Raw genomic sequence first — 21,707 nt, 5'->3', positions numbered from 1 at the left:
GCGGAACCCATGCGCCTGCCGCGCATCTTCCGCACCACGCCGTTCCGGCTGACGCTGCTGTTCCTGGCGCTGTTCGCCAGCGCCGCGTCCGCCTTCCTGGCCTACATCTACGTGGCCACCGCCGGCGAGGCGACGCGCCGCACGGACCAGGAGATCACCCGCGAGATGCGCTCGCTGGTGGCGGCCTACGACCGCGCCGGCGTCGCCGCGGTCAACCAGTCCCTGATCGAGCGGGCGGCCAGCGAGCGGCCCTTCCTCTACCTGCTCATGGACCAGGACGGCGACACCATCTCCGGCTCCATCGAGGAGAGCCCGGTGGACGAGTTCAACGGCGGGCCCACCTGGACGAGCTTCCAGGTCACCGACGAGGCCCAGGGCCGCACCGTCCGCCGTCCCGCCCGCGGCCTGCAGGAACGCCTCTCCGGCGGCGAAATCCTGTTCGTCGGCGCCGACGTGGGCGAGGACGAGGCCTATGTCCTGAAGATCATCAACGCGCTCTGGGGCGCCGGCGCCCTGGTGGTGATCCTGGGCCTGGCGGGCGGCGTGCTGGTCAGCCGCAACGTCAGCCGCAGCATGGCGGGGCTTACCTCCGTGGTCGACGCGGTCCGCAACGGCGACCTCGGCGCGCGGGCCCATGTCCGAGGCGCCCGCGACGAGTTCGACGAACTGGCCCAGGGCCTGAACGAGATGCTGGACCGGCTGGAGCGCTCCATGGCCGGCCACAAGCACGCCGGCGACGCCATCGCCCACGATCTGCGCTCCCCGCTCACCCGCCTGCGCGCCCGGCTGGAGGCCGCCTACCTGGACGTGGAGGCCGGCAAGGGGGACCCGCAGGAAGCGCTGGCCCAGGCGCTGACCGACACCGACGGCGTGCTCAAGACCTTCGGCGCGGTGCTCTCCATCGCCCGCCTGCAGGCGGCCGGGACCGCGCCGGACCCGGTGCTGTTCGACCCCGCAGAACTCGCCGCCGACATCGCCGAGCTCTACGAGCCGCTGTGCGAGGACAAGGGCATCGACTTCGCCGCCGAGTTCACCAAGGACCTGCAGGTCCGCGGCAACCGCGAGTTCCTGGCCCAGGCGCTGGCCAACATCCTCGACAACGCCATCAAGTACACGCCCGAGGGCGGCGCCATCATGCTGCGCGTCCGCCGCAGGTCCTCCGGCGAGGTGGAGTTCTCGGTCACCGACACCGGCCCGGGGGTCCCCGAACAGGACCGCGCCCGGGTGGTGGAGCGCTTCGTGCGCCTGGAGAACAGCCGCAACGAGCCCGGCGCAGGCCTCGGCCTGTCCCTCGTCGCCGCGGTGGCCGAGGCGCATGGGGGGCGGCTCGATCTGGCCGAGGGGCCAGGGAAGGTCGGCGAGATGGGGCCGGGCCTGCGGGTCGCGCTCGTGCTGCCGCGCGCCTAGAGCCTGCGGGCGAAGCCGCGGTCCTCGCGGAACAGCAGCCGGTCGAGCGAGAAGGCCCCCGGTCCGCGCGTCGCCAGGTAGAGCCCGATCAGCACCAGGCACATGGACCCGAACGAGCCCCGCCAGCCGGCGTGATGGTCGACCATGGCGATGGCGACGATGAAATTGACCGCGCAGAGCAGCCCCGCCCAGCGGGTCAGCAGCCCGAGCACGAAGGCGACGCCGAGCGCGAACTGGACCCACACGTCGAAGGGCGCGAGAAGGTGCGGATAGGGGAAGCCGAACCGCGCCAGGAAACTCACGAACTCCGCCATGTGCTCTGCGCTAGTGACATTGTCCCACACGCCGAAGACCAGGAACGAGCCCACGCCCACTCTCATGGCGAGCAGGGCCGCGTCGGCGCCGCGCTCAAGCGGCGAGAGGGTGAGCAGCGTCCTGGCGAGCGTCATCAAGGGTCCCCGTCCGTTGCGCGGCATGGTGCCTGCGTCCGAACCGGCCGAGCCAGTTAAATGAGCGTAATCGCGGAGCGGCTCGCGCCGTGCGGTCCCGTCGTCGATCCCAAGGCCGCGGAGCGCGCGCGGGAGATCGTCGCCGACACCTGGTCCGGTCCCGCCCTCGACCAGGCCTGGCCGGCGCTGGCTCCGGTGTTCGGCGCCTCCAGCTACCTCGCCAGCCTCGCGCGCCGCGACCCGCGGATGCTGGGCCGCATCCTGGAATCCGACCCGGACGAGCGCCTGGCCGACGTCCTGGCGCGCACCGCCGCGGCCGCGGCCCTGGACTCGGAAGCCGCCACCGTCGAGCTGCGCAGGCTGAAGGCCGAACTGCACCTGCTCACGGCGCTGGCCGACCTGGGCGGCGTCTGGGACCTCGACCAGGTGACCGGCGCGCTCACCCGCTTCGCCGACGCCGCCGTGGCCTCGGCGCTCACCGTCGCGGCCCGCGGCGAGGTGGAGGCCGGCCGCCTCGCCCGTCTCGGCGAGGGCGAGGAAGGTCCGGTCCCCGGCTGGTTCTGCATCGCCATGGGCAAGCAGGGCGCCTACGAGCTGAACTACTCCAGCGACATCGACGTCTCGGTCTTCTTCGATCCCGACGCCATGCCGCTCGCCGAAGGCGTCGAGCCCCAGGCCTTCGCCGTGCGCCTCACCCACCGGCTGTCGGACCTGATGCAGGCCAAGACCGCCGACGGCTACGTCTTCCGCATGGACCTGCGGCTGCGGCCGGATCCCTCGTCGACCCAGCCGGCGGTGCCCGTGCCCGCGGCCCTCGACTACTACGAGAGCGTCGGCCAGAACTGGGAGCGCGCCGCCTTCATCAAGGCCAGCCCCTGCGCCGGCGACATCCCCGCGGCGCAGGCGTTCCTCGGCGAGCTGCAGCCCTTCATCTGGCGGCGCAACCTCGACTTCGCCGCCATCGCCGACATCCACTCCATCAAGCGCCAGATCCACGCCCACAAGGTGGACGAGCGCGTCTCGGCCAAGGGCGTCGACCTCAAGCTCGGCCGCGGCGGCATCCGCGAGATCGAGTTCTACGTCCAGACCCAGCAGCTCATCCTGGGCGGCCGCAATCCGGAGCTGCGCAGCAACCGCACCCTGGACGCGCTGGCCGCCCTGCGCGACGCCGGCCACGTGGAGCCCGACGCCTGCGCCGAGCTCGCCGACGCCTACCGGACCCTGCGCGCGGTCGAGCACCGCATCCAGATGCTGGCCGACGAGCAGACCCACCGCCTGCCGGAATCCGACGCCGAGCGCCGGCGCGTGGCGGCGCTCGGGGGCTACGACCGCCTGCGCAGCTTCGACGCGGCCATCACCCGCATCCTGAAGCTGGTGAACGGCCGCTACGCCGAACTCTTCCCGGAGGAGGAGCCACTGTCCTCCCGCTTCGGCAGCCTGGTGTTCACCGGCGTCGACGACGACCCCGAGACCCTGGCCACGCTCGGCCGCATGGGTTTCGCGAACGCCGCGCGGGTCTCCCAGACCATCCGCAGCTGGCACCACGGCCACATCCCCGCCACCCGCACGGAGCGCGGGCGGGAGCTGTTCACCCGGCTGGCGCCGCGCATGCTGGACGCCTTCCAGGCCACCGGGGCGGCGGACGTGGCCTTCAACCGCTTCTCCGACTTCTTCGCGCGGCTGTCGTCGGGGGTTCAGTTGCAGTCGCTGTTCCTGGCCCAGCCGAAGCTGTTCGAGCTGGTGGTGCAGGTGATGGCCTACGCGCCGAAGCTGGCCGCCACCCTGGCCCGGCGGCCGGCGGCGATCGACGCCATGCTCGACGGCGGCTTCTTCGAGCCGATCGACATCGCCGAGGACCGGGCGATGATGGCCGTCGCCGTGGCCCGCGCCGACGGCTTCGAGGCGGCCATGGACGAGGTCCGCCGCGTCCACCGCGAGCAGGCCTTCCGGGTGGGCGTGCAGGTGATGAGCGGGACGGCCACCGCCGAGGTCGCCGGCAAGGCCTTCGCCGACCTCGCCGACGTGGTCATCGAGGCGCTGGGGCCGGTGGCGCTCGCCGAGACCGTTCGGCTGGGCGGGGACTTCGAGGGCGACGTGGCCGTGGTCGCCCTGGGCAAGTGCGGCTCGCGGGAGATGAGCGCCGGCTCCGACCTCGACCTGATGACGCTCTACCGCGCGGCCGACCCGGCCGCGGCGTCGGCGGGGAAGGGCTGGGACGCCTCCACCTTCTACGGCCGGTTCACCCAGCGGCTGATCGCGGCGCTGTCCAGCCAGACCGCGGAGGGCGGCCTCTACGAGGTCGACATGCAGCTGCGGCCGTCGGGCACCAAGGGCCCGGTGGCGGTGAGCGCCACCGCCTTCGACGCCTATTACCAGGGGGAGGCGGAGACCTGGGAGCTGCTGGCGCTGACCCGGGCCCGGGTGGTCTGGGCGACCTCCGAGGACTTCGCCGGCGCGGCCACGGCGGCCATCGAGACGGCGCTGCGGCGGCCCCGCGACCGGGCCCGCACCGCCGCCGACGTCCGCGACATGCGACAGCTCCTGGAGGACGAGCGGCCGCCGAAGGGCGACTGGGACCTCAAGCTCTCGCCCGGCGGGCTGGTGGACATCGAGTTCGCCGCCCAGTTCCTGCAGCTCGCCCACGCCGCCGGCGGCGGGCCCTTGAACCCCAACACCGCCCAGGCGCTCGCCGCCTTCCGCGAGGCCGGGCTCGCGCCCGCCGCGCCGCTGACCGACCTCGAGAAGGCCTGGCGGCTGCAGCAGGACCTCACCCAGCTTCTGAAGGTCGCGCTGGAGGACAACCCAGATCCCGCGGCCGAGCCCAAGGCGTTCCGCGCGCTGCTGGCGCGGGCCGGCGGGGCCCGCGACCTCAAGGGACTTTACGCCAAACTTGTGGCGGCCCGCGTCGCCGCGCGGAAAGCTTACGAAATCATCGTGCAACCCTGAGCGGCTCTGCTGTAGGCGGCGACGTTCGGACGGGAGCGCCTGCCAGATCTGTGCATCCCGAAGGAAAACCCGATGAAACGTCTTCTCCTCTCCGCCGCGGCGCTCGCCGCGCTTGCCGGCGCGGCCATCGCCCAGCCGCAGGGCCAGGCCCCGCAGCGCCCGAACCCCGACGCCAACGCCGACGGCCGCGTCACCCTCTCCGAGTTCCAGGCCATGCACGCCCAGCGCAGCGCCCGGATGTTCGAGCGCATGGACGCCGACAAGGACGGCCGGATCACCACCGCCGAGATGCAGGCCGCCCGGCCGCAGAAGCCGGACGGCGAGCGCGGTCATCGCCGCGGGGCCGGCCAGGGCGGCGGCGGACGCATGGTGGCCATGATGGACGCCAACAAGGACGGCGCCGTCACCCGCGCCGAGATGGACGCCGCCGCGCGCAGCCGCTTCGAGGCCGCCGACGCCAACAAGGACGGCGCGCTGTCCGGCGACGAGCTGCAGAAGATGAAGCGCGGCCGCGGCGGCCACGGTCCCGGCCACCACGGCGGCCACGGGGAGCGCAAGCCCGGCTAAGGCGGACGCCCTCCCCCGCGGGGGAGGGCTTCCTCTCACACCAGCGCCGGCTCGCCGCGGATCGGTTCCGGCTGGGTCTGGCGCACCGGCAGCAGGAAGCTCGCCTCCGTGCCCTGGCCCGGCGCGCTCTGCAGGTCGAGCAGACCGCCGTGCATCTCCACCAGCGCCTTGGTCAGCGCCAGCCCCAGGCCCGTGCCCTGCTGGGTCTTGGCGTGCTGGCTCTCGATCTGCTCGAAGGGGCGGGCGAGCCGGGTTAGGTCCTCGCGGGCGATGCCGATGCCGGTGTCGTGCACGCTCACCCGCACCCGCTCGCCGAGGTGCTCGGCGCGCAGCTCGGCGCGGATGGTGATCCGCCCGCCCCGCGGCGTGAACTTGATGGCGTTGGAGAGCAGGTTCAGCAGCACCTGCTTCACCGCCCGGTAGTCGGCCTCCACCTCCGGCAGGTTCGGGAAGTCCACCGCCAGCGACAGGCCCGCGCTCTCAGCCCGGTTGCGCACCAGCCGGGCGGCGTCCTCGGCCACCTCCTCCAGCGACACCGGCTCGAAGCGCAGGCTCATCTTGCCGGCCTCGATCTTCGACATGTCGAGGATGTCGTTGATCAGCGCCAGCAGGTGCTGACCGGAATGCAGGATGTCGCGGGCGTAGTCCTTGTAGCGCTTGTCGCCCAGCGGCCCGTACATCTCGCCCAGCATGATCTCCGAGAAGCCGTTGATGGCGTTCAGCGGGGTCCGAAGCTCGTGGGACATGTTGGCCAGGAACTCGCTCTTGGCCTGGTTGGCGCTCTCGGCGCGGACCTTCTCGGCCTCGTACTTGCGGGCGAGGTCGGACAGCTCGGTCTGGCTGGATTCCAGGTTGGCCACCGCCTTGCGCAGGGCCTCCTCGTTGCGCCGGCGCGCCTCCTCCTGGGTCTTGAGCGCGGTGATGTCGGCGGCGGTCACCACCAGGCCGCCCTCGGCCGTCCCACGCTCGGAGATCTGCACCCAGCGGCCGTCCACCAGCTCGGCCTCGCGCACGCCGCGCGCACCGCCCTGGGTCGGCAGCTCCTGGCGGACCGCCAGCTGGGCGAAGCGGTCCACCTGCTCGCGCTGCACGCCGGGCTTCAGGAGCTGGGGATCGAGCCGGAAGAAGCTGCGGTAGTTCTTGTTGCACATCAGCAGCCGGCCGTGCCGGTCCCAGAGCACGAAGGCCTCCGAGACGCTCTCGATGGCGTCGCGCAGCCGGGTCTCGGCGGTCTGGGCGCGGGCCTGGGCCAGCCGCTCCTCGGTGACGTCCAGGGCAACGCCGATGATCCGCGCGTAGCCGCCCTCCGCCGCATGGCCGAAACCCTGGCCGCGGGCGTCGATCCATACCGGCCGGCCGCCGATCGGGGAGGGCACCTGGAAGGAGACGTCGAAGCCGCCGTAGATGGCGGCGTTGGCGAGCGCATCGCGCAGGCCGTCACGATGGCCGGGCGAGACGCGGTCCAGCACCTGCTGGCCGTCCACCACCCCGCCGCGCCAGCCGAACAGGGCGCCGGTCACGTCCGACATGAAGATCCGGTCGGCGGTGAGGTCCCACTCCCAGATGCCGCAGCGCGCGGCCTCCACGGCCAGTCGGAAGCGGTGCTCGGAATCCGAATAGGCGGCGTGCGCCCGCTCCACCCGCCGCCATTCCAGCAGGAGGATCAGCCCCAGCCCGAAGGCCGCCGCCAGGGGCGCGGTCAGCCAGACGATCTGCTCCCGCGGCCCGGGCGAGCCGGCCTGCAGGCGGGCCACCGCCACGGCGGCGTAGATCGCCATGAGCAGCAGGGCGGCGAGGATGGCGATGCGGCCGAAGCGGTAGGACGGCGGGCCGGGCACGGCCCCGCGATCGGACGGCCGATCCTGCCGCGCCGCGTCAGCCGCGTCCTCGCCACCGCGCCTGGCCAACGCCTGCCGCCCCCCTCCGAGCCGAGTCACCCACTCGGAGGCTGAGTCTAAGGTGCGTCGCGGAATCCGTCACCGGTCCGCGGCGCGGCGTTTCAGCCGCCGCCGTCCTCGCCCAGCGCCCGGCTGGTCAGCTCGTAGACGTTCTTCGACAGGCCCTTGGTCGCAAGGATCCGCTGCAGCTCGGCCTTCATCAGGGCGCCCAGTTCCGGCGTGTAGCGCCGCCAGCCGCCGAGCGGGTCGACGAGCCTGGCCGCGATCATCGGGTTGAAGCCGTCGACCGCCAGGATCTGGTCGGCGAGGAAGCGGTAGCCCGCGCCGCTGGGGTCGTGGAATCGCGCAGGATTGAAGTTGGCGAAGCTGGAGACCAGCGCCCGAAGCCGGTTGGGGTTCTTGGCGTCGAAGGCCGGGTGCGCGGTCAGGCCCATGACCCGGCCGAGCGCCGTCTCCGACGGGTCGCGCGCCTGCACGGCGAACCACTTGTCGATCACCAGGGGTTCGCTCTTCCACCGCGTGTAGAAGTCCTCGAGCGCCGCCTCGTAGGCCTGGCCGCCGATCTGCATCAGGGCGGAGAGCCCGCCCATGGCGTCGGTCATGTTGGCGGCGGCGCGGTAGTGGCCCTCGGCGATGTCGGCGATGTCGCTGCGCGGATTGGCGGCCATCAGCTCCAGCGCGGCGTTGCGCAGCGCCCGGCGGCCCGCGCCCGCGGCGTCGGGCGAGAACTCGCCGAGGTCCTGAAGGCCGGTGTGCAGGTGGCGCAGCTCGCCGTTCAGGTGCAGGGCGAGCCGCACCCGCAGGGCCTCGCGCGCCTCGTGCAGGGCGGCGGGGTCGGCGGGCTTCATGGCCAGCGCCAGGTCGGACTCAGAAGGCAGGGTCAGCAGCAGGGCCTTGAACGCCGGATCGGCGGCCTGGTCGGCCAGCGCCCGGCCAACAGCCTCGGCGTAGCGCTCCTCGTTCACCTCGTCCGGCTTGCCGCCGGCGCGGGCCAGGATCAGCGCCCGGGCCAGGTCCTGGCCGGCCTCCCAGCGGTTGAACAGGTCCGGGTCGCCGGCCAGCTGGACGTAGCGGTCCTTGGCGGGGGCGTCGGTCTCCAGCAGCACCGGCGCCGAGAAGCCGCGCAGCGCTGACACGACCGGGCGGGAGTCCACGCCGCTCAGCGTCACCTTGGCCCGGGCCGCGTCCAGCACCACCACCGTCTCGTCCACCGCCTGGCCGTCGCGCTCGAAGGCCAGGGTGCGGCCCTCCTGGTCCAGCAGGCCCACGGTGACCGGGATCGGCAGCGGCCGCTTGGTCGGCTGCCCCGGCGTGGGCGGCGTCTCCTGGGCAAGCTCCAGCTCGAGCGTCCGGGCAGCCTCGTCGTAGCGGCTCTTCAGCGTCACCTTCGGCGTGCCGGCCTGCTCGTACCAGGCGAAGAAGTCGGCGAGGTCGCGGCCGGAGGCCTCCTCGAAGCAGGCGATGAAGGCCTCGACCGTCGTGGCCTGGCCGTCCCAGCGCTCGAAGTAGGCGTCCATGCCCTGCCGGAACGCCTCCGGCCCGATCAGGGTCTTCAGCATCCGGATGACCTCGGAGCCCTTCTCGTAGATGGTCGCGGTGTAGAAGTTGTCGATCTTCAGGTAGCTGGACGGCCGCACCGGGTGGGCCAGCGGCCCCTGGTCCTCGGCGAACTGCCGGGCCCGCAGCGCCTTCACGTCCTTGATGCGCTGCACGGCGTGGCCGCGCATGTCGCCGGAGAAGCTCTGGTCGCGGAAGACGGTCAACCCCTCCTTGAGGCAGAGCTGGAACCAGTCGCGGCAGGTGATCCGGTCGCCGGTCCAGTTGTGGAAGTACTCGTGGGCCACGACGCTCTCGATGCGCTCGTAGTCCATGTCCGTCGCCGTCGCCGGGTCGGCCAGCAGGAGCGAGGAGTTGAAGATGTTCAGCCCCTTGTTCTCCATGGCCCCGAAGTTGAAGTCGCGCACGGCGACGATCATGAACAGGTCGAGGTCGTACTCCCGGCCGAAGGCCTCCTCGTCCCACTTCATCGACCGCTTCAGGGCGTCCATGGCGTAGGCGGCGCGCGGCGCCATGCCGGGATCGACGAAGATCTTCAGCTCCACCGTCCGCCCGCTCATGGTGACGAGCCGGTCCTCCAGCACGTCCAGCTCGCCGGCCACCAGGGCGAACAGGTAGCAGGGCTTCGGGAAGGGGTCGTTCCAGACGGCGTAGTGGCGCCCGCCCGGCAGGTCGCCCGCCTCCATCAGATTGCCGTTGGACAGCAGGTGCTGGAACCTCCTGTCCGCCTCTATCCGCACCGTGAAGCGGGACAGCACGTCCGGCCGGTCGGGCCAGAAGGTGATCTTTCGGAAGCCCTCCGCCTCGCACTGGGTGCAGAAGCGGCCGCCGGACATGTAGAGGCCCTCCAGCGCCTTGTTGTTCTCCGGATCGATCTCGACCTCGGTCTCCAGCACGAACCGGCCTGGAACGTCCGGGATGGTCAGGAACTCGCCGTCGATGGTCCGCTCGGTCTCGGCCAGCACGCGGCCGTCGACCGCCACCGAGACGGGCTTCAGCCGCTCGCCGTTGAACCTCAGCGGCTCGGCGTGGTCGCCGTTGCGGCGGACCTGCAGGCGGGCTTTCACCCGCGTGGCGTTGGGCTGCAGATCGAAGGACAGATGGACCTCGTCCACGAGGTACGCAGGCGGACGGTAGTCGGAGAGCCGGATGGGCTGGGGGGTCTCTGTGCGCATCCCAGGGATTTAGACCCGCTCGACGCGCCTCGCCACCCGCCACCGCCGGTTCCGGGCGTCCTGAAGCAAACTAAGGATTGAGACGGATCAAGGCGGCGCTTGCCGGGCGCGCGCACCTACGCCCCGCGGCTCTGCCGCCAATCAAGGGGATAGACCATGAACTCGATCCGTCTCGCGCTCGCCGCTGGCGCGGCGCTCGCCGTCGCGGGCGCCGCCCAGGCGCAGGACTTCCAGCCGAAGCAGGCCGGCACGATCATGCTGAACGTCCGCGTGACCGACGTCGCGCCTGACGCCGGCGACCCGATCACCACGCTCGCCGGCGCGCCCACGGGCCTCAAGGCCGACGTCGGCGACAGCATCATGCCGACCATCGGCCTCAGCTACTTCGTCACCGACAACGTGGCCGTCGAGATCATCGCCGGGACCACCAAGCACACCGTGCGCGCCCAGGGCGCGGGCGTCGACGTGAAGGTGAAGGAGACCTGGGTCCTGCCGCCGACCCTCAGCGTCCAGTACCACTTCGCCCCGTCCGCCAAGGTCAGCCCCTACGTGGGCGCGGGCGTGAACTACATGCTGTTCTACGCGGACAAGGACCACAACGGCTTCGGCCTCGACATCGACAACGGCTTCGGCCTGGCCCTGCAGGCCGGCGCGGACGTGGCCATCCAGGGTCCCTGGAGCGCCAATGTCGACGTGAAGAAGATCTTCTTCGAGACCGACGCGAAGGACCCCTACAACGGGGTGAAGTCCAAGGTGAACCTCGACCCGTGGGTCGTCTCCGCGGGCGTGGGCTACAAGTTCTAGCGCCGGCGCCCGGGCCCTCCCTCAGCCCCGGCTCTCCGCCCTCGGAGGGGAAGGGCAGCGGCGTTCCTCCCAGCCGCCGTCCTTCTCCCTGAGGAGCATGTAGCACTCGATCCCGAGCGCGATCGCCTCGGCATGCAGGCGCTTGGCCATATCCATGGCGTGTGTCCGGTAGGCGTAGGCGCCCACCTCGACCGTGTCGCGCGACACCACCCACTTGTTGACCCGCCATGCCACCAGGATCTGCATGGGGGTCGACTTCTCGACAGACATCGGCCGCCAACCGCCGAGGCGGCGGAGGAGTTCCTGCGTGCAAATCTGCTCCGGGCGTCGGGCGCCCGACAGACGGCCCGCGCCACGCCCGTAGAAGGGGGGCGGCGGGGGCGTCGGAGCCGGATCAGTGGCCACCTATCGAGCATATGTCGTCGCCGCCGGCGGCCGCCTGCAGCTTGGCGAGACCTTCGAGGCCCCGGACGACGAGGGCGCCGTCACTCACGTGCAGGCGCTCGGCCGCCCCGCCGCCATGGAGCTCTGGGAGGGCGGCCGGCTGATCGGCCGCGTCTCCAAGCTCGGCGTCTTCACCCCTGCGGAAGCCTGACGCGAGGTCACGCTTTTCAGCCCGCCGCCCCGGCGTATGGTGCCGGGGAGGAAACACTCCGAGCCGGCCAACGGCGGGAAGCAGGGCATGAATTTCGACTTCTCAGACGACCAGAAGTTCCTGAAATCCGAGGCGCGCAAGTTCCTGGAGGCCAACAGCTCCACGGCCCAGGTGCGCAAGGTGCTGGACGAGGACGCCAGGACCCATGACGAGGCGCTCTGGAAGGCCGTGGCCGCCCAGGGCTGGCTGGGCGCGGCGATCCCCGAGGAATACGGCGGCCTCGGCCTGGGCCACCTCGAGCTCTGCGTGATCGCCGAGGAACTGGGCCGCGCGGCCGCCCCGATTCCGTTCGCCTCCACCGTCTACATGCTGGCCGAGGCGGTGATGCTGGCCGGCGACGAGGGGCAGAAGGCCGAGCTGCTGCCGAAGATCGCCGCGGGCGAGGTGATCGGCGCGCTGGCCACCTCCGAGGGCCCGGGCCCGGTGACGCCCGGCTCGATCCAGGCCAGCGTCTCGGGCGGCAGGCTGACCGGGACCAAGCTGCCCGTGACCGACGGCGACGTCGCCACCCTGGCCCTGGTGCTCGCCAAGGAGAACGGTCAGGCTGGGCTCTATGTCGTCGACCTTACCGGCGAAGGCGTCGGTCGCGAGGCGCTGCAGACCCTCGACCCGACCCGCGACGCGGCCAAGCTCTCCTTCAACGGGGCGCCGGCCAGGCGGCTCGGCGGGGCGGGGGAGGGTTTCAGCCTGCTGGAGCAGGTGCTCGACCGCGCCGCGGTGCTGCTGGCCTTCGAGCAGGTGGGCGGCGCCGACCGCTGCCTGGAGATGGCCAAGGCCTATGCGCTGGAGCGCTACGCCTTCGGCCGGGTGATCGCCTCCTACCAGGCGATCAAGCACAAGCTGGCCGACATGTACGTGAAGAACGAGCTCGCCCGGTCCAACGCCTACTACGGCGCCTGGGCGCTCAACACGGGCGCCGCCGAGCTGCCGGTGGCGGCGAGCGCCGCACGGATCTCGGGGTCGGAGGCCTACTGGTTCGCCGCCAAGGAGAACATCCAGACCCACGGCGGCATCGGCTTCACCTGGGAGATGGACTGCCACCTGTTCTACCGCCGCTCGCGCCAACTGGCCCTGGTCGCCGGCGCCCCGCGCGTCTGGAAGGAGCGGCTGGTGAGCCAGCTCGAGCGTCGCAACGCGGCCTGAGGATCAGATCATGGACTTCAACGACTCCCCCGAAGAAGCCGCCTACCGCGCCCAGGTCCGCGCCTGGCTGGAGGCCAACGCGCCGAAGAAGCCGGTCTCCGGCAACGACCTGGAGGGCGGCGGCGACACCATGCCGGCGTCGAAGGCCTGGCAGGCTAAGAAGGCCGCCGCCGGCTACGCCCAGATCACTTGGCCGAAGGAATGGGGCGGCCCCGGCGGCACGCCGATCCAGCAGGTGATCTTCAACCAGGAGGAGGCGAAGCACCCGATCCCGCCGAACCCGTTCCAGATCGGCCTGGGCATGTGCGTGCCCACGGTGATGACCTTCGCCGACGAGGAGACCAAGAAGCGGTTCGTCGGGCCCGCCCTGCGCGGGGAGGAGATCTGGTGCCAGCTGTTCTCCGAACCCTCCGGCGGCTCCGACGTGGCGGCGGCCCGGACGCGGGCGGTGCGCGACGGCGACGAGTGGGTGATCAACGGGCAGAAGGTGTGGACCACCGGGGCCCAGTTCTCCGACTTCGGGATCGTCGTCACGCGGACCAACCCCGACGCGCCCAAGCACAAGGGCCTTACCATGTTCTGGGTCGACATGAAGGACCCGGGGATCGAGGTGCGGCCGATCCACCAGATGTCCGGCGGCTCCGGCTTCAACGAGGTGTTCTTCACCAACGTCCGCGTCAAGGACAGCCAGCGGCTGGGGGCGGTGGACGACGGCTGGCGGGTCAGCCTGGTCACCCTGATGAACGAACGGCTGGCGGTGGGCGGGCCTTCGGGCGCCGGGCCTTCCGAGTTCATGGAGGCGGCGCGCCACATCCCGGGGCTCGATGGCGGCCCGGCGCTCAAGGACCAGGCGCTGCGCGAGAAGATCGCCGACTGGTACGTGGCCACCGAGGGCCTGAAGCACACCCGCAACCGGACCCTGACGGCGCTGTCGCGCGGCCAGACTCCGGGCCCGGAGAGCTCGATCGGCAAGGTGGTCTCGGCGCTGCAGATGCAGGACCTGGCCAACACCGCGGTGGAGATGCTGGACCAGTACGGGATCATCAACGACCCGGCCCTGGCGCCCCTGCGCGGCGGCTTCCACGGCTCGCTGATGGGCGCGGCCGGCCTGCGCATCGCCGGCGGCACCGACGAGATCCTGAAGAACATCATCGCCGAGCGCGTGCTGGGCCTGCCCGGCGATATCCGCGTCGACAAGGACGTGCCCTTCAAGGACATGCCGACGGGGCGGTGAGCCCGCGCATCCCCCGCACGTGGGGAGGAGCTGTCGCTCAGGCGCTGAGCGCGAGCGGGCTCCGGCGGGTGTTCGTCCCGAGCAGCTGGGCGTAGAGGCGGGTCAGGCCCTCGAAGGTGGTGTCCCAGCCGTGCCGGGTCTCTGCGCGCCGGCGGGCGGCGGCCTTCAGGGCGTCGAGGTCGCGGGCGAACAGGGCCTCGATGGCCTCGGCCAGGCCCGCGGGCTCCACGTTGCGGGCGCGCTGGCCCACGGTCTCGTCGATCAGCTCGGCCACGCCGCCCTTGCCCGCGCCGACCACCGGAAGGCCCGCGGCCATGGCCTCCAGCACCACGAGGCCGAAGATCTCGTTCTCGTTGGCGTGCAGGCAGGCGTCGCAGGAGGCGATCATGCCGGCGAGCTTCACCGGGTCGCGCTCGTAGTCCAGGCAGATGACGTTCGGCGAATAGCCCACGTCCTTGCCGGCCCCGATCAGCAGCAGCTTGTAGGGGGCGCCCAGCCGCTCCACGGCGGCCACCATGGAATCGATGTTCTTCTCCCGGGCCGGGCGGCCGGCGAAGACCAGCAGGCGGGTGTCGGCGGCGAGGCCCAGGCGCTTCAGCAGCCGGGCGCGGTCGCCGCGGGCCGGGTGGAACAGGTCGGTGTCGACGCCGAGCTGCTGGACGGTCAGCCGCTCGACGCCCGCCTCGCGCAGGCGGTTGGCCATATGCTGGCTGGGCGCCACCACATGGTCGAAGCGCTGGTAGGCCTGGGCCCAGAAGTTGAAGGTCGGCGCCTCGGCCCACTCGCCGAAGTGCAGGGCCGCCAGCGTCGCGGCGTCGGTGTGGCAGAAGCCCACCACCGGCACGCCCAGAGCCTCACCGGCCTCCAGCGCCGCGTGGCCGGGCACGAAGACGTCGCCGGCTTCCACGATGTCCGGCTCCAGCATCCGGATCACCGTCTCCCACTTGGTCAGGCTGGCGGGCATGCGGTAGCCGTCGCCGAAGGGCAGGCGGGCCGCGGAGATGGTCACCAGGCCGTCGCCGTCGGCCTGGGTGCGGGCGCCCGGCACCACCAGGGTGTGGCGCACGTCCGGCCGCCGCTTCGCCAGCCAGGCCCGCTTGGCCATCAGATAGCGTTTCACGCCGCCGGACTTCGGCGCGTACATCATGGTCGTGTCGATGAGGTGGAAGCCCTCCGCGTCACCGGGGAAGGCGGGCGCCTCGGCGGGGTCAAGCCGGATGAGGTTCTCGTGCTCCGGCGCGACGACGTCGAACATTCGGCGTGCCCTCGGTCTCTCGATGATGCTCGTTGAAGCGGCAACGAACAGCGCGGCCGAACGATCCCGGCCGCGCTGCTTCATCGCCCGCACCTTAGACGGAGCGGTTCGGCTCGCTGATCTCTTCCAGAGTCTGGCCAGTGGTCTTGTCCTTCGCCTGCCTTGCGATGTCGCCCAGCGCGACGATCCCGACCAGGCGCTTGTCGCGGTCGACCACCGCGAGCCTGCGGACCTGGAGCTCGGCCATCCGGTCGGCGGCCTCGCCGATGTCGTCGTCTTCGTAGCAGCACTCCACGTCGGGCGTCATCACCTCGGAAACCGGTGACTGGAAGCTGCGGCCCTCGCTTACCGCGCGCACCACGATGTCCCGGTCGGTGACCATGCCCTGCAGGCGGTCGCCGTCGCACACCGGGATGGCCCCGGCGTCGATCTCGACCATGCGGCGGGCGACGTCCTGGATGGTGTCCTGCGGTCGCGCGACCTTCACGTCACGCGACATGATCTCGCTGATCCTCATGGGAAACTCCGTTCATTGGGGAAGGGCCGGCGGCCCCGGCGTCCCATGAACCCCCCGCGGGCGAACGAGGTTGCACGATCTCCCACGGTCGGCGCGGCCTCCCTGTCCTCACGTTCCGCGACGCGCCTTCGCGCCACGCCCAAGCTTCGCTCCCAGATTGGGGCGGAAGCCGGGCCCGGCAAGGGCCTCAGCGTGGATCGTATGCGCGCGCCACCTCGGGTCGCGCATTGACGGAAGGCAAGAATTCCGGGGGCCGCCGTGCCTCGGTGGCGAGCTCGAAGGCATGGCCCAGCGACAGCAGGCGCGCCTCCGACCAGGCCGGGCCGATGAAGGAGATCCCCACCGGCAGCCCGCGGACATAGCCCATGGGCACGGTCAGGTGCGGATAGCCGGAGACCGCCGGCAGGCTGGAGGGGGAGCCGAAGAAGCGGCTGCCGTTCACCGGGTCGACGATGGAGGCCGGCCCGCCGCTCGGCGAGACCAGGACCTCGACGCCGGCCTCGCGCATCAGCCTGTCCAGGGTCTGGGCGGCGAGCGTCTTCGCGTCGGCCCGCTGCTTCCGGTAGGCCGGGTCGGTGAGCGCCGGCGCCTTGGCCGACTGCTCGAAGATCTCCTGGCCGAACAGCGGGGTCTCGCGCGGCTCGGCGGAATTGAAGGCGATCAGCGCCTCCAGGCTGCGGGTCTTCACCGCCTCGGGCGTGCTGGCGAGATAGGCGTCGAGCGCCGCCTTGAACTCGGCCCGCAGGGTGTCGCCCTCGGCCGCCCCGACCTGGGCCAGGACGGAGTCCTCCGGCCCTTTCACGTCCACCAGCACGGCGCCGGCCTCGCGCATCGCCGCCAGCGCCTTCTCGTAGACCGCGTCGGTGTCCGGGTGCCGGCCGGCCAGGTTGCGCAGCACCCCGATGCGCGCGCCCTTCAGCGAATTGGCGTCCAGGGCGGCCACATAGTCCGTGCGTCGTTTGTCGGCCTCGGCGGTGGCCGGATCGGCCGGGTCGGTCCCGGCGATGACCGTGAGAACGGCGGCGGCGTCGGCGACGGTGCGGGTCATCGGCCCCGCGGTGTCCTGCTCCGGAGAGATCGGCACGATGAAGGTGCGCGAGACCAGGCCGACCGTGGGCTTCAGCCCGACCACGCCGTTCATCGCCGCCGGACAGGTCACAGAGCCGTCGGTCTCGGTGCCGATGGCGATGGCCGCGAGGCCTGCCGCCACCGCGACGCCGGAGCCGGAGGAGGAGCCGCAGGCGGTGCGGTCGAGCGAGTAGGGGTTGCGCACCAGCCCGCCCACCGCGCTCCAGCCGCTGATCGAGCGGGTGGAGCGGAAGTTCGCCCATTCCGACAGGTTGGTCTTGCCCAGGATCACCGCCCCGGCGTCGGTCAGCCGCCGCACGACCGGCGCGTCGCGCTGCGGCACGTTGTCGAGGAGGGCGAGGGAGCCGGCGGTGGTCGCCGTGCCGTCCCAGCTCTCGATGTTGTCCTTGAGAAGCACCGGCACGCCGTGCAGCGGCCCACGCACCCGACCGGCCCTCCGCTCGGCGTCGACCTTGCGCGCGTCGGCCATGACATGCGGGTTGATCGCCAGGACGCTGTTCAGCTTCGGCCCGGCCTTGTCGATCTGGGCGATCCGGTCGAGCGACAGCCGCACCAGCTGCTCGGAGGTGACCGCTCCGGCGCGCATCGCCTGCTGCTGCGCCGCGGCCGACGAATAGGGCGTGACCGGCTGGGCCGCCGCACCGCCGGCGAGCGCCGCCGCGGCCGCGGCGAGGGTGAAGGTCCTGAACATACGGCGAAGCCCCCTGACTGTAGGGGCAGCCTAGCGGCAGCGGGCCGCCCGGCGCCAGCGCCCTCAGGAGCCCTCTTCGGCCCGCAGCCGGTAGCCGACGCCGGGCTCGGTGAGCACCAGCCGGGGGGCGGAGGGCTCGGCCTCCAGCTTCTGCCGAAGCTGGCCGATCAGCACCCGGACGAACTGGGCGTCAACCTGGGCGCTCGGGCCCCAGACGGCGGTGATCACCTGCCGGTGGGTGACCACTCGGCCGGCGTGCCGGGCGAGGATGCGGAGCAGGTCGTATTCCCGCGGTGTCAGCCTGACCTCCTCGTCCTGCACCGACACCCGGCGCATGGCGAAGTCGATCTGCAGGTCGCCGGATCGGAACCGGGCCTGGGAGGCGAACCGGCGCTCGCGCCCGCGCAGCGAGGCCCGCACCCGGGCCAGCAGCTCGCCCACGCCCACCGGCTTGTTGACGAAGTCGTCGGCGCCCAGGTCGAGGGCGGCGATCTTCTCCGCCTCCAGGTCGCGCGCGGAGAGCACGATGATCGGCGCGTCGGTCCATTCCCGCAGCCGCTCGATCACCGCCTTGCCGTCCATGTCGGGCAGGCCGAGGTCCAGGATCACCACGTCGCAAGGCTCCGCGGCCATGCAGGTGAGCGCCGCCTCGCCGTTCGCCGCCGTCTCCACCACGTAGCCGGCGGCGGTGAGGGCGGGCGTGAGCGCGCGGACGATCTGCGGCTCGTCGTCGACCAGGAGGAGGCGTCCGGCGGCGGTCATGCGGCCACCGGCAGGGTCATGGTCACCGCGAGGCCCGCCACGCCGTCGGCCCGGTTGCGGGCGGACACGCGCCCGCCCATGCCCTCCATCAGGCCGCGGGTGATCGACAGGCCGAGGCCCGCGCCCGGACGCCGGGCCGCGTCGGCGGCGCGGAAGAACTTCTCGAAGATCCGCTCGAGGTCGGGCTCGGCGACGCCCGCGCCCTCGTCCCGGACCTCAACCTCCAGCCGGTCGGCCGCCACCCGGGCCGAAACCTCCACCGGGCGTCCGGGCGCGGCGTAGCGCAGGGCGTTCTCCACCACATTGCCCAGGGCCTGCTCGAACAGCACCGGGTCCCCCACCGCCTCCGGCAGGTCGCCGGGCGCGCCGAACGAGACCCGCCGGCCGGATCCGCCGCCATGGCGTGAAAGCGTGCGCTCCACCACCTCGGGCACGCTGAAGGCGATCCGCTGGGCGGCGAGCGCGCCGGCCTCCAGGCGGGTCATGTTGAGCAGGTTAGCGACGAAGGCGTCCAGCCGCACGGCCTCCTCCTGGATGGTGGCGGCGAGGTCGTTGCGCACCTCCGGCGTGAAGGTCTCGCCGAACTCCTGCAGGCTGCTGGCCGAGGCCATGATCGCCGCCAGCGGCGTGCGCAGGTCGTGGGACACGGACGAGAGCAGGGCGTTGCGCAGCGTCTCCGTACGGGCCCGCGTCTCGGCGTCGGTCTTGGCGGCGGCCAGCCGCGCGCGGGCGATCGCCGCGGCGGCGGTGTCCACCAGGATGTCCAGCAGGGCGTGCTCGTCCGGGCCGAGCACCTGGTCGGCGTCGCTGCGCCAGGCGGCGACCCCTTGCGGGTCCCCGTCGGCCCACAGCGGGCGCAGCGCCCAGCCCTCGGCGCGGGTGGTGGCGAGCCGTCCGGCCCGGGCGAGGGCGAAAGCCTCCATGACCGCCGCCCGGCCGGGGCCGCCGTCGCGCGACGTCCCCTCGGCGTCCCGGACGATCGCCTTGCCCCTGGCCGCCTCGCCGAGCCGGCGGGCGAGCCGCTCGCGGACCACGGCCTCGTCGTCGCTGGCCGAGAAGTCGCGCGTGGCGTCGAGCAGGACCTGGGTGGCGCGGGCACGCGCCGCAGTGCGCTTGGCCTCGTCGCGGATGCGGCCGGTCAGGTGGCCGGTGAGCATGGCCACCGCGAGGAAGACGGCCAGGGTGGCGGCGTCCTCCGCCTCGAAGGAGAAGGTGAAGCGCGGCTCCACCAGGTAGAAGTTGTAGACCAGGAAGGCGGCGGCGGCGGCGAAGTAGGCCGGGCCCGAGCCGAACAGGAAGGCGGTCACCAGCACGCCCGCCAGGAAGACCATCGACAGGCGGGTGTTCTCGGTCACCCGGTACAGGATCTCGGCCGCGCCGGAGGACGCCGCCACGATGGCCAGGGCGGCGGGGTATCTCCAGAGGCTGGTAGAGGTCGCGGGCGTGAGCGGCATGTCGCCTTGTCGGGGGAAGAGGAGCGCCGGCGAGCATAGCGCCCGAGGATGCGGGGGCGATATGCATCGCCGGCGCGGACCGCGGGGGGAGCGCGGGCCGACCCCACAGTGGACGGCTGGGCCGGGAGGTCAATTATGGGCGCCTTATGGGGCGTCTAAGTCACTGACTTATAAGTTTCTTATGCTTGGCTCCCGGGGTGTCCGGCCGCATCTCTCAGGCGACCCCGGGCGCGGCGCCGGAGCACATCCGGCCAGAAGGCCGGAGGACCGCGTCCGGGGCGACGGAGACGCCGATGGCCGCCGCCCCGCTGATCATCTTCGCCGCGCTCGCCGCCCCGCCGCGCCGGGGCCCGCGGCCGTGAGCCGGTTCGCGCTCGGGGAGCCGGCGCCCTGGTTCACCGCCCCGACACCGACCAATCCGCGCTTCCATTTCTCCAGCATCGCCGGCCGCTACGTCCTGCTGGGCTTCATGCCGGCCGGCGGCGAGGCGCAGACGGCGGCGCTGACGGCGCTGCAGGCGCGCCGGGCGCTGCTGGACGACAACACCGTGTCGGCCTTCGTGGTGCTCCGGGACGCCCACGCCATCGAGCGGGCGCGTGACGGGCGCGGGCTTCGCTGGTTCCTCGACGCCGACGGAGAGGTCTCGCGCCTGTGGGGCGCGCTCGACGAGACGGGCGGCGAGAAGCCCATGTGGGTGCTGCTCGACCCCGCCCTGCGGGTGCTGTCCATCGCCCCTCTGGACGCCGCGGACGCCATGCTGGCGCGGCTGGCCACGCTCCCCAAGGTCGAGGATCACGCCGGTGTCACCCTGCACGCGCCGGTGCTCATCGTCCCGCGGGTGCTGGAGCCCGACCTCTGCCGGCGGCTGATCGACCTCTACGAGGCCGAGGGCGGCCAGCCGTCCGGCGTCATGCGCGAGGTGGATGGCCGCACGGTCGGCGTCCTCGACGATTTCAAGAAGCGGCGGGACGTGTTCATCCGCGACCCGGCCCTGCAGGCGGCGCTCCGGACCCGGCTCGGCCGCCGGCTGCTGCCGGAGATCGCCAAGGCCTTCCAGTTCGAGGCGACGCGCATCGAGCGCTACATCGTCGCCAGCTACGACGCCGAGGAGGGCGGCTACTTCCGGCCGCACCGGGACAACACCACCAAGGGCACGGCGCACCGCAAGTTCGCCGTCTCCATCAACCTGAACGCGGAGGAGTTCGAGGGCGGGGATCTGCGCTTCCCCGAGTTCGGGCCGCGCACCTACCGGCCGCCCACGGGCGGCGCGGTGGTGTTCTCCTGCACCCTGCTGCACGAGGCGACGCCGGTGACCCGGGGCCGCCGCTACGCCTACCTGCCGTTCCTCTACGACGAGGCCGGCGCGCGCATCCGGGCGGAGAACCTGCCGTTCCTGCAGCCCGATCCTCCCGCGAGCGGGCCGGCCGCGACCGAGGAGGCCGCGACCGCGGAGGCGCCTGCCTAGGGAACCCCCAGCACCTTCTTCAGGAACACCACCTCGGTGGCGCGGACGGCTTCCTGGTTGGCCTTCTTCTGGATGCCATGGCCCTCGTCCTTGGCGACCACGTACCAGACCTCGGTGCCCTGGGCCCTGAGGCGGGCCACCATCTGGTCGGACTCGCTCTTCGGCACGCGCGGGTCGTTGGCGCCCTGGAAGACCATCATCGGCTTCTTCATCCGGTCGCTCATCCGGATCGGGGCGATGCGGTCGAAGACCGCGCGCATCTTCGGATCCCGCTCGTCGCCGTACTCCGCCCGGCGCAGGTCGCGGCGGTAGCCCTCGGTGTTGTTGAGGAAGGTCACGAAGTCGGAGATGCCGTAGAGGTCGATGATCCCGGCCACCCGGTCGTTGTAGTGGCCGGCCACCGCCAGGACCATGTAGCCCCCGTACGACTGTCCGACGACGGCGACGCGGCTGGCGTCCAGGTCGGGCTGCTTGGCTACCCAGTCCAGCAGGGCGCCGATGTCCTTCACCGAGTCCTCGCGCTTCTCGGCGTTGTCGAGGTTGATGTAGCTCTTGCCGTAGCCGGACGAGCCCCGGACGTTGGGGATGATCACCGCCGCGCCGAGCTCGTTGACCCAGGACTGCCGCCGGGGATTGAAG

18 protein-coding genes are annotated in these 21,707 nt (G+C 72.0%); 8 read left to right on the top strand and 10 right to left on the bottom strand.

Going from position 1 to position 21,707, the window contains the following annotated elements; genetic code table 11:
• Nucleotides 1–9: 9 nt before the first annotated feature.
• Nucleotides 10–1,407, top strand: a complete 1,398-nt coding sequence (locus V7Z97_RS12660) for a sensor histidine kinase (protein ID WP_334163790.1) — start codon at nt 10–12, stop codon at nt 1,405–1,407.
• Here V7Z97_RS12660 and V7Z97_RS12655 read toward each other — a convergent pair.
• The gene (locus V7Z97_RS12655; RefSeq protein WP_334163789.1) at nt 1,404–1,856 is read right to left on the bottom strand and encodes a DoxX family protein; all 453 of its coding nucleotides are present in this window, start codon (nt 1,854–1,856) and stop codon (nt 1,404–1,406) included. The two genes, V7Z97_RS12660 and V7Z97_RS12655, sit on opposite strands and share 4 nt — an antisense overlap.
• 60 nt (nt 1,857–1,916) lie before the next feature.
• On the opposite strand from V7Z97_RS12655, the gene V7Z97_RS12650 reads away from it, so the two are divergent.
• Together V7Z97_RS12650 and V7Z97_RS12645 are read left to right on the top strand one after the other, a co-directional pair.
• A complete protein-coding gene (locus V7Z97_RS12650) occupies nt 1,917–4,802 on the top strand; it encodes a bifunctional [glutamine synthetase] adenylyltransferase/[glutamine synthetase]-adenylyl-L-tyrosine phosphorylase (RefSeq protein WP_334163788.1) in 2,886 nt (961 codons plus the stop codon).
• Between the two features lie 72 nt (nt 4,803–4,874).
• Nucleotides 4,875–5,369 carry an EF-hand domain-containing protein gene (locus V7Z97_RS12645; protein ID WP_334163787.1) on the top strand — a complete coding sequence of 165 codons (495 nt, stop codon included), beginning with the start codon at nt 4,875–4,877 and terminating at the stop codon, nt 5,367–5,369.
• 35 nt (nt 5,370–5,404) lie between these two features.
• On the opposite strand, the gene V7Z97_RS12640 is transcribed toward V7Z97_RS12645, so the two are convergent.
• Together V7Z97_RS12640 and pepN are read right to left on the bottom strand one after the other, a co-directional pair.
• Nucleotides 5,405–7,207, bottom strand: coding sequence for a sensor histidine kinase (locus V7Z97_RS12640; RefSeq protein WP_334163786.1), 1,803 nt, complete (start codon nt 7,205–7,207; stop codon nt 5,405–5,407).
• 161 nt (nt 7,208–7,368) lie between these two features.
• Complete coding sequence (gene pepN / locus V7Z97_RS12635) at nt 7,369–9,999, bottom strand: aminopeptidase N (protein ID WP_334163785.1); 2,631 nt, start codon at nt 9,997–9,999, stop codon at nt 7,369–7,371.
• Between the two features lie 156 nt (nt 10,000–10,155).
• Here pepN and V7Z97_RS12630 point away from each other — a divergent pair, with 156 nt between their 5' ends.
• Nucleotides 10,156–10,803, top strand: coding sequence for an OmpW/AlkL family protein (locus tag V7Z97_RS12630; RefSeq protein ID WP_334163784.1), 648 nt, complete (start codon nt 10,156–10,158; stop codon nt 10,801–10,803).
• A 21-nt stretch (nt 10,804–10,824) separates the two neighbouring features.
• On the opposite strand, the gene V7Z97_RS12625 is transcribed toward V7Z97_RS12630, so the two are convergent.
• Entirely contained in the window at nt 10,825–11,049 is a 225-nt protein-coding gene (locus tag V7Z97_RS12625; RefSeq protein ID WP_334163783.1) for a hypothetical protein, read from the bottom strand.
• A 151-nt stretch (nt 11,050–11,200) separates the two neighbouring features.
• On the opposite strand from V7Z97_RS12625, the gene V7Z97_RS12620 reads away from it, so the two are divergent.
• From V7Z97_RS12620 to V7Z97_RS12610, 3 genes are all read left to right on the top strand, one after another.
• Nucleotides 11,201–11,398 (top strand): hypothetical protein, encoded by a 198-nt coding sequence (locus V7Z97_RS12620; RefSeq protein ID WP_334163782.1) that lies wholly within the window; start codon nt 11,201–11,203, stop codon nt 11,396–11,398.
• Nucleotides 11,399–11,485: 87 nt separating this feature from the next.
• The gene (locus tag V7Z97_RS12615) at nt 11,486–12,601 is read left to right on the top strand and encodes an acyl-CoA dehydrogenase family protein (protein WP_334163781.1); all 1,116 of its coding nucleotides are present in this window, start codon (nt 11,486–11,488) and stop codon (nt 12,599–12,601) included.
• A 10-nt stretch (nt 12,602–12,611) separates the two neighbouring features.
• The gene (locus V7Z97_RS12610; RefSeq protein ID WP_334163780.1) at nt 12,612–13,835 is read left to right on the top strand and encodes an acyl-CoA dehydrogenase family protein; all 1,224 of its coding nucleotides are present in this window, start codon (nt 12,612–12,614) and stop codon (nt 13,833–13,835) included.
• Nucleotides 13,836–13,872: 37 nt separating this feature from the next.
• Here V7Z97_RS12610 and V7Z97_RS12605 read toward each other — a convergent pair whose 3' ends face one another.
• From V7Z97_RS12605 to V7Z97_RS12585, 5 genes are all read right to left on the bottom strand, one after another.
• A complete protein-coding gene (locus V7Z97_RS12605) occupies nt 13,873–15,090 on the bottom strand; it encodes a glycosyltransferase (RefSeq protein ID WP_334163779.1) in 1,218 nt (405 codons plus the stop codon).
• A gap of 94 nt (nt 15,091–15,184) precedes the next feature.
• A complete protein-coding gene (locus tag V7Z97_RS12600) occupies nt 15,185–15,607 on the bottom strand; it encodes a CBS domain-containing protein (RefSeq protein WP_334163778.1) in 423 nt (140 codons plus the stop codon).
• 187 nt (nt 15,608–15,794) lie between these two features.
• Nucleotides 15,795–17,387, bottom strand: a complete 1,593-nt coding sequence (locus V7Z97_RS12595; RefSeq protein ID WP_334163777.1) for an amidase — start codon at nt 17,385–17,387, stop codon at nt 15,795–15,797.
• A gap of 63 nt (nt 17,388–17,450) precedes the next feature.
• Nucleotides 17,451–18,149 carry a response regulator transcription factor gene (locus V7Z97_RS12590; RefSeq protein WP_334163776.1) on the bottom strand — a complete coding sequence of 233 codons (699 nt, stop codon included), beginning with the start codon at nt 18,147–18,149 and terminating at the stop codon, nt 17,451–17,453.
• The gene (locus V7Z97_RS12585; RefSeq protein WP_334163775.1) at nt 18,146–19,603 is read right to left on the bottom strand and encodes an ATP-binding protein; all 1,458 of its coding nucleotides are present in this window, start codon (nt 19,601–19,603) and stop codon (nt 18,146–18,148) included. Before V7Z97_RS12585 ends, V7Z97_RS12590 begins: the two co-directional genes overlap by 4 nt.
• 358 nt (nt 19,604–19,961) lie before the next feature.
• Here V7Z97_RS12585 and V7Z97_RS12580 point away from each other — a divergent pair, with 358 nt between their 5' ends.
• The gene (locus V7Z97_RS12580) at nt 19,962–21,068 is read left to right on the top strand and encodes a 2OG-Fe(II) oxygenase (protein ID WP_334163774.1); all 1,107 of its coding nucleotides are present in this window, start codon (nt 19,962–19,964) and stop codon (nt 21,066–21,068) included.
• On the opposite strand, the gene V7Z97_RS12575 is transcribed toward V7Z97_RS12580, so the two are convergent.
• Nucleotides 21,065–21,707, bottom strand: a 643-nt coding sequence (locus V7Z97_RS12575) for an alpha/beta hydrolase family protein (RefSeq protein ID WP_334163773.1), incomplete at its 5' end; no start/stop codon positions are given. The genes V7Z97_RS12580 and V7Z97_RS12575 overlap by 4 nt on opposite strands.

Origin of the sequence: Phenylobacterium sp. (assembly GCF_036821595.1) — a bacterium.
In the GTDB taxonomy this organism is placed as follows: domain Bacteria; phylum Pseudomonadota; class Alphaproteobacteria; order Caulobacterales; family Caulobacteraceae; genus Phenylobacterium.
The sequence above is the reverse complement of the archived record's forward strand: the minus strand, read 5'-3'. Positions and strand labels throughout refer to the sequence as shown.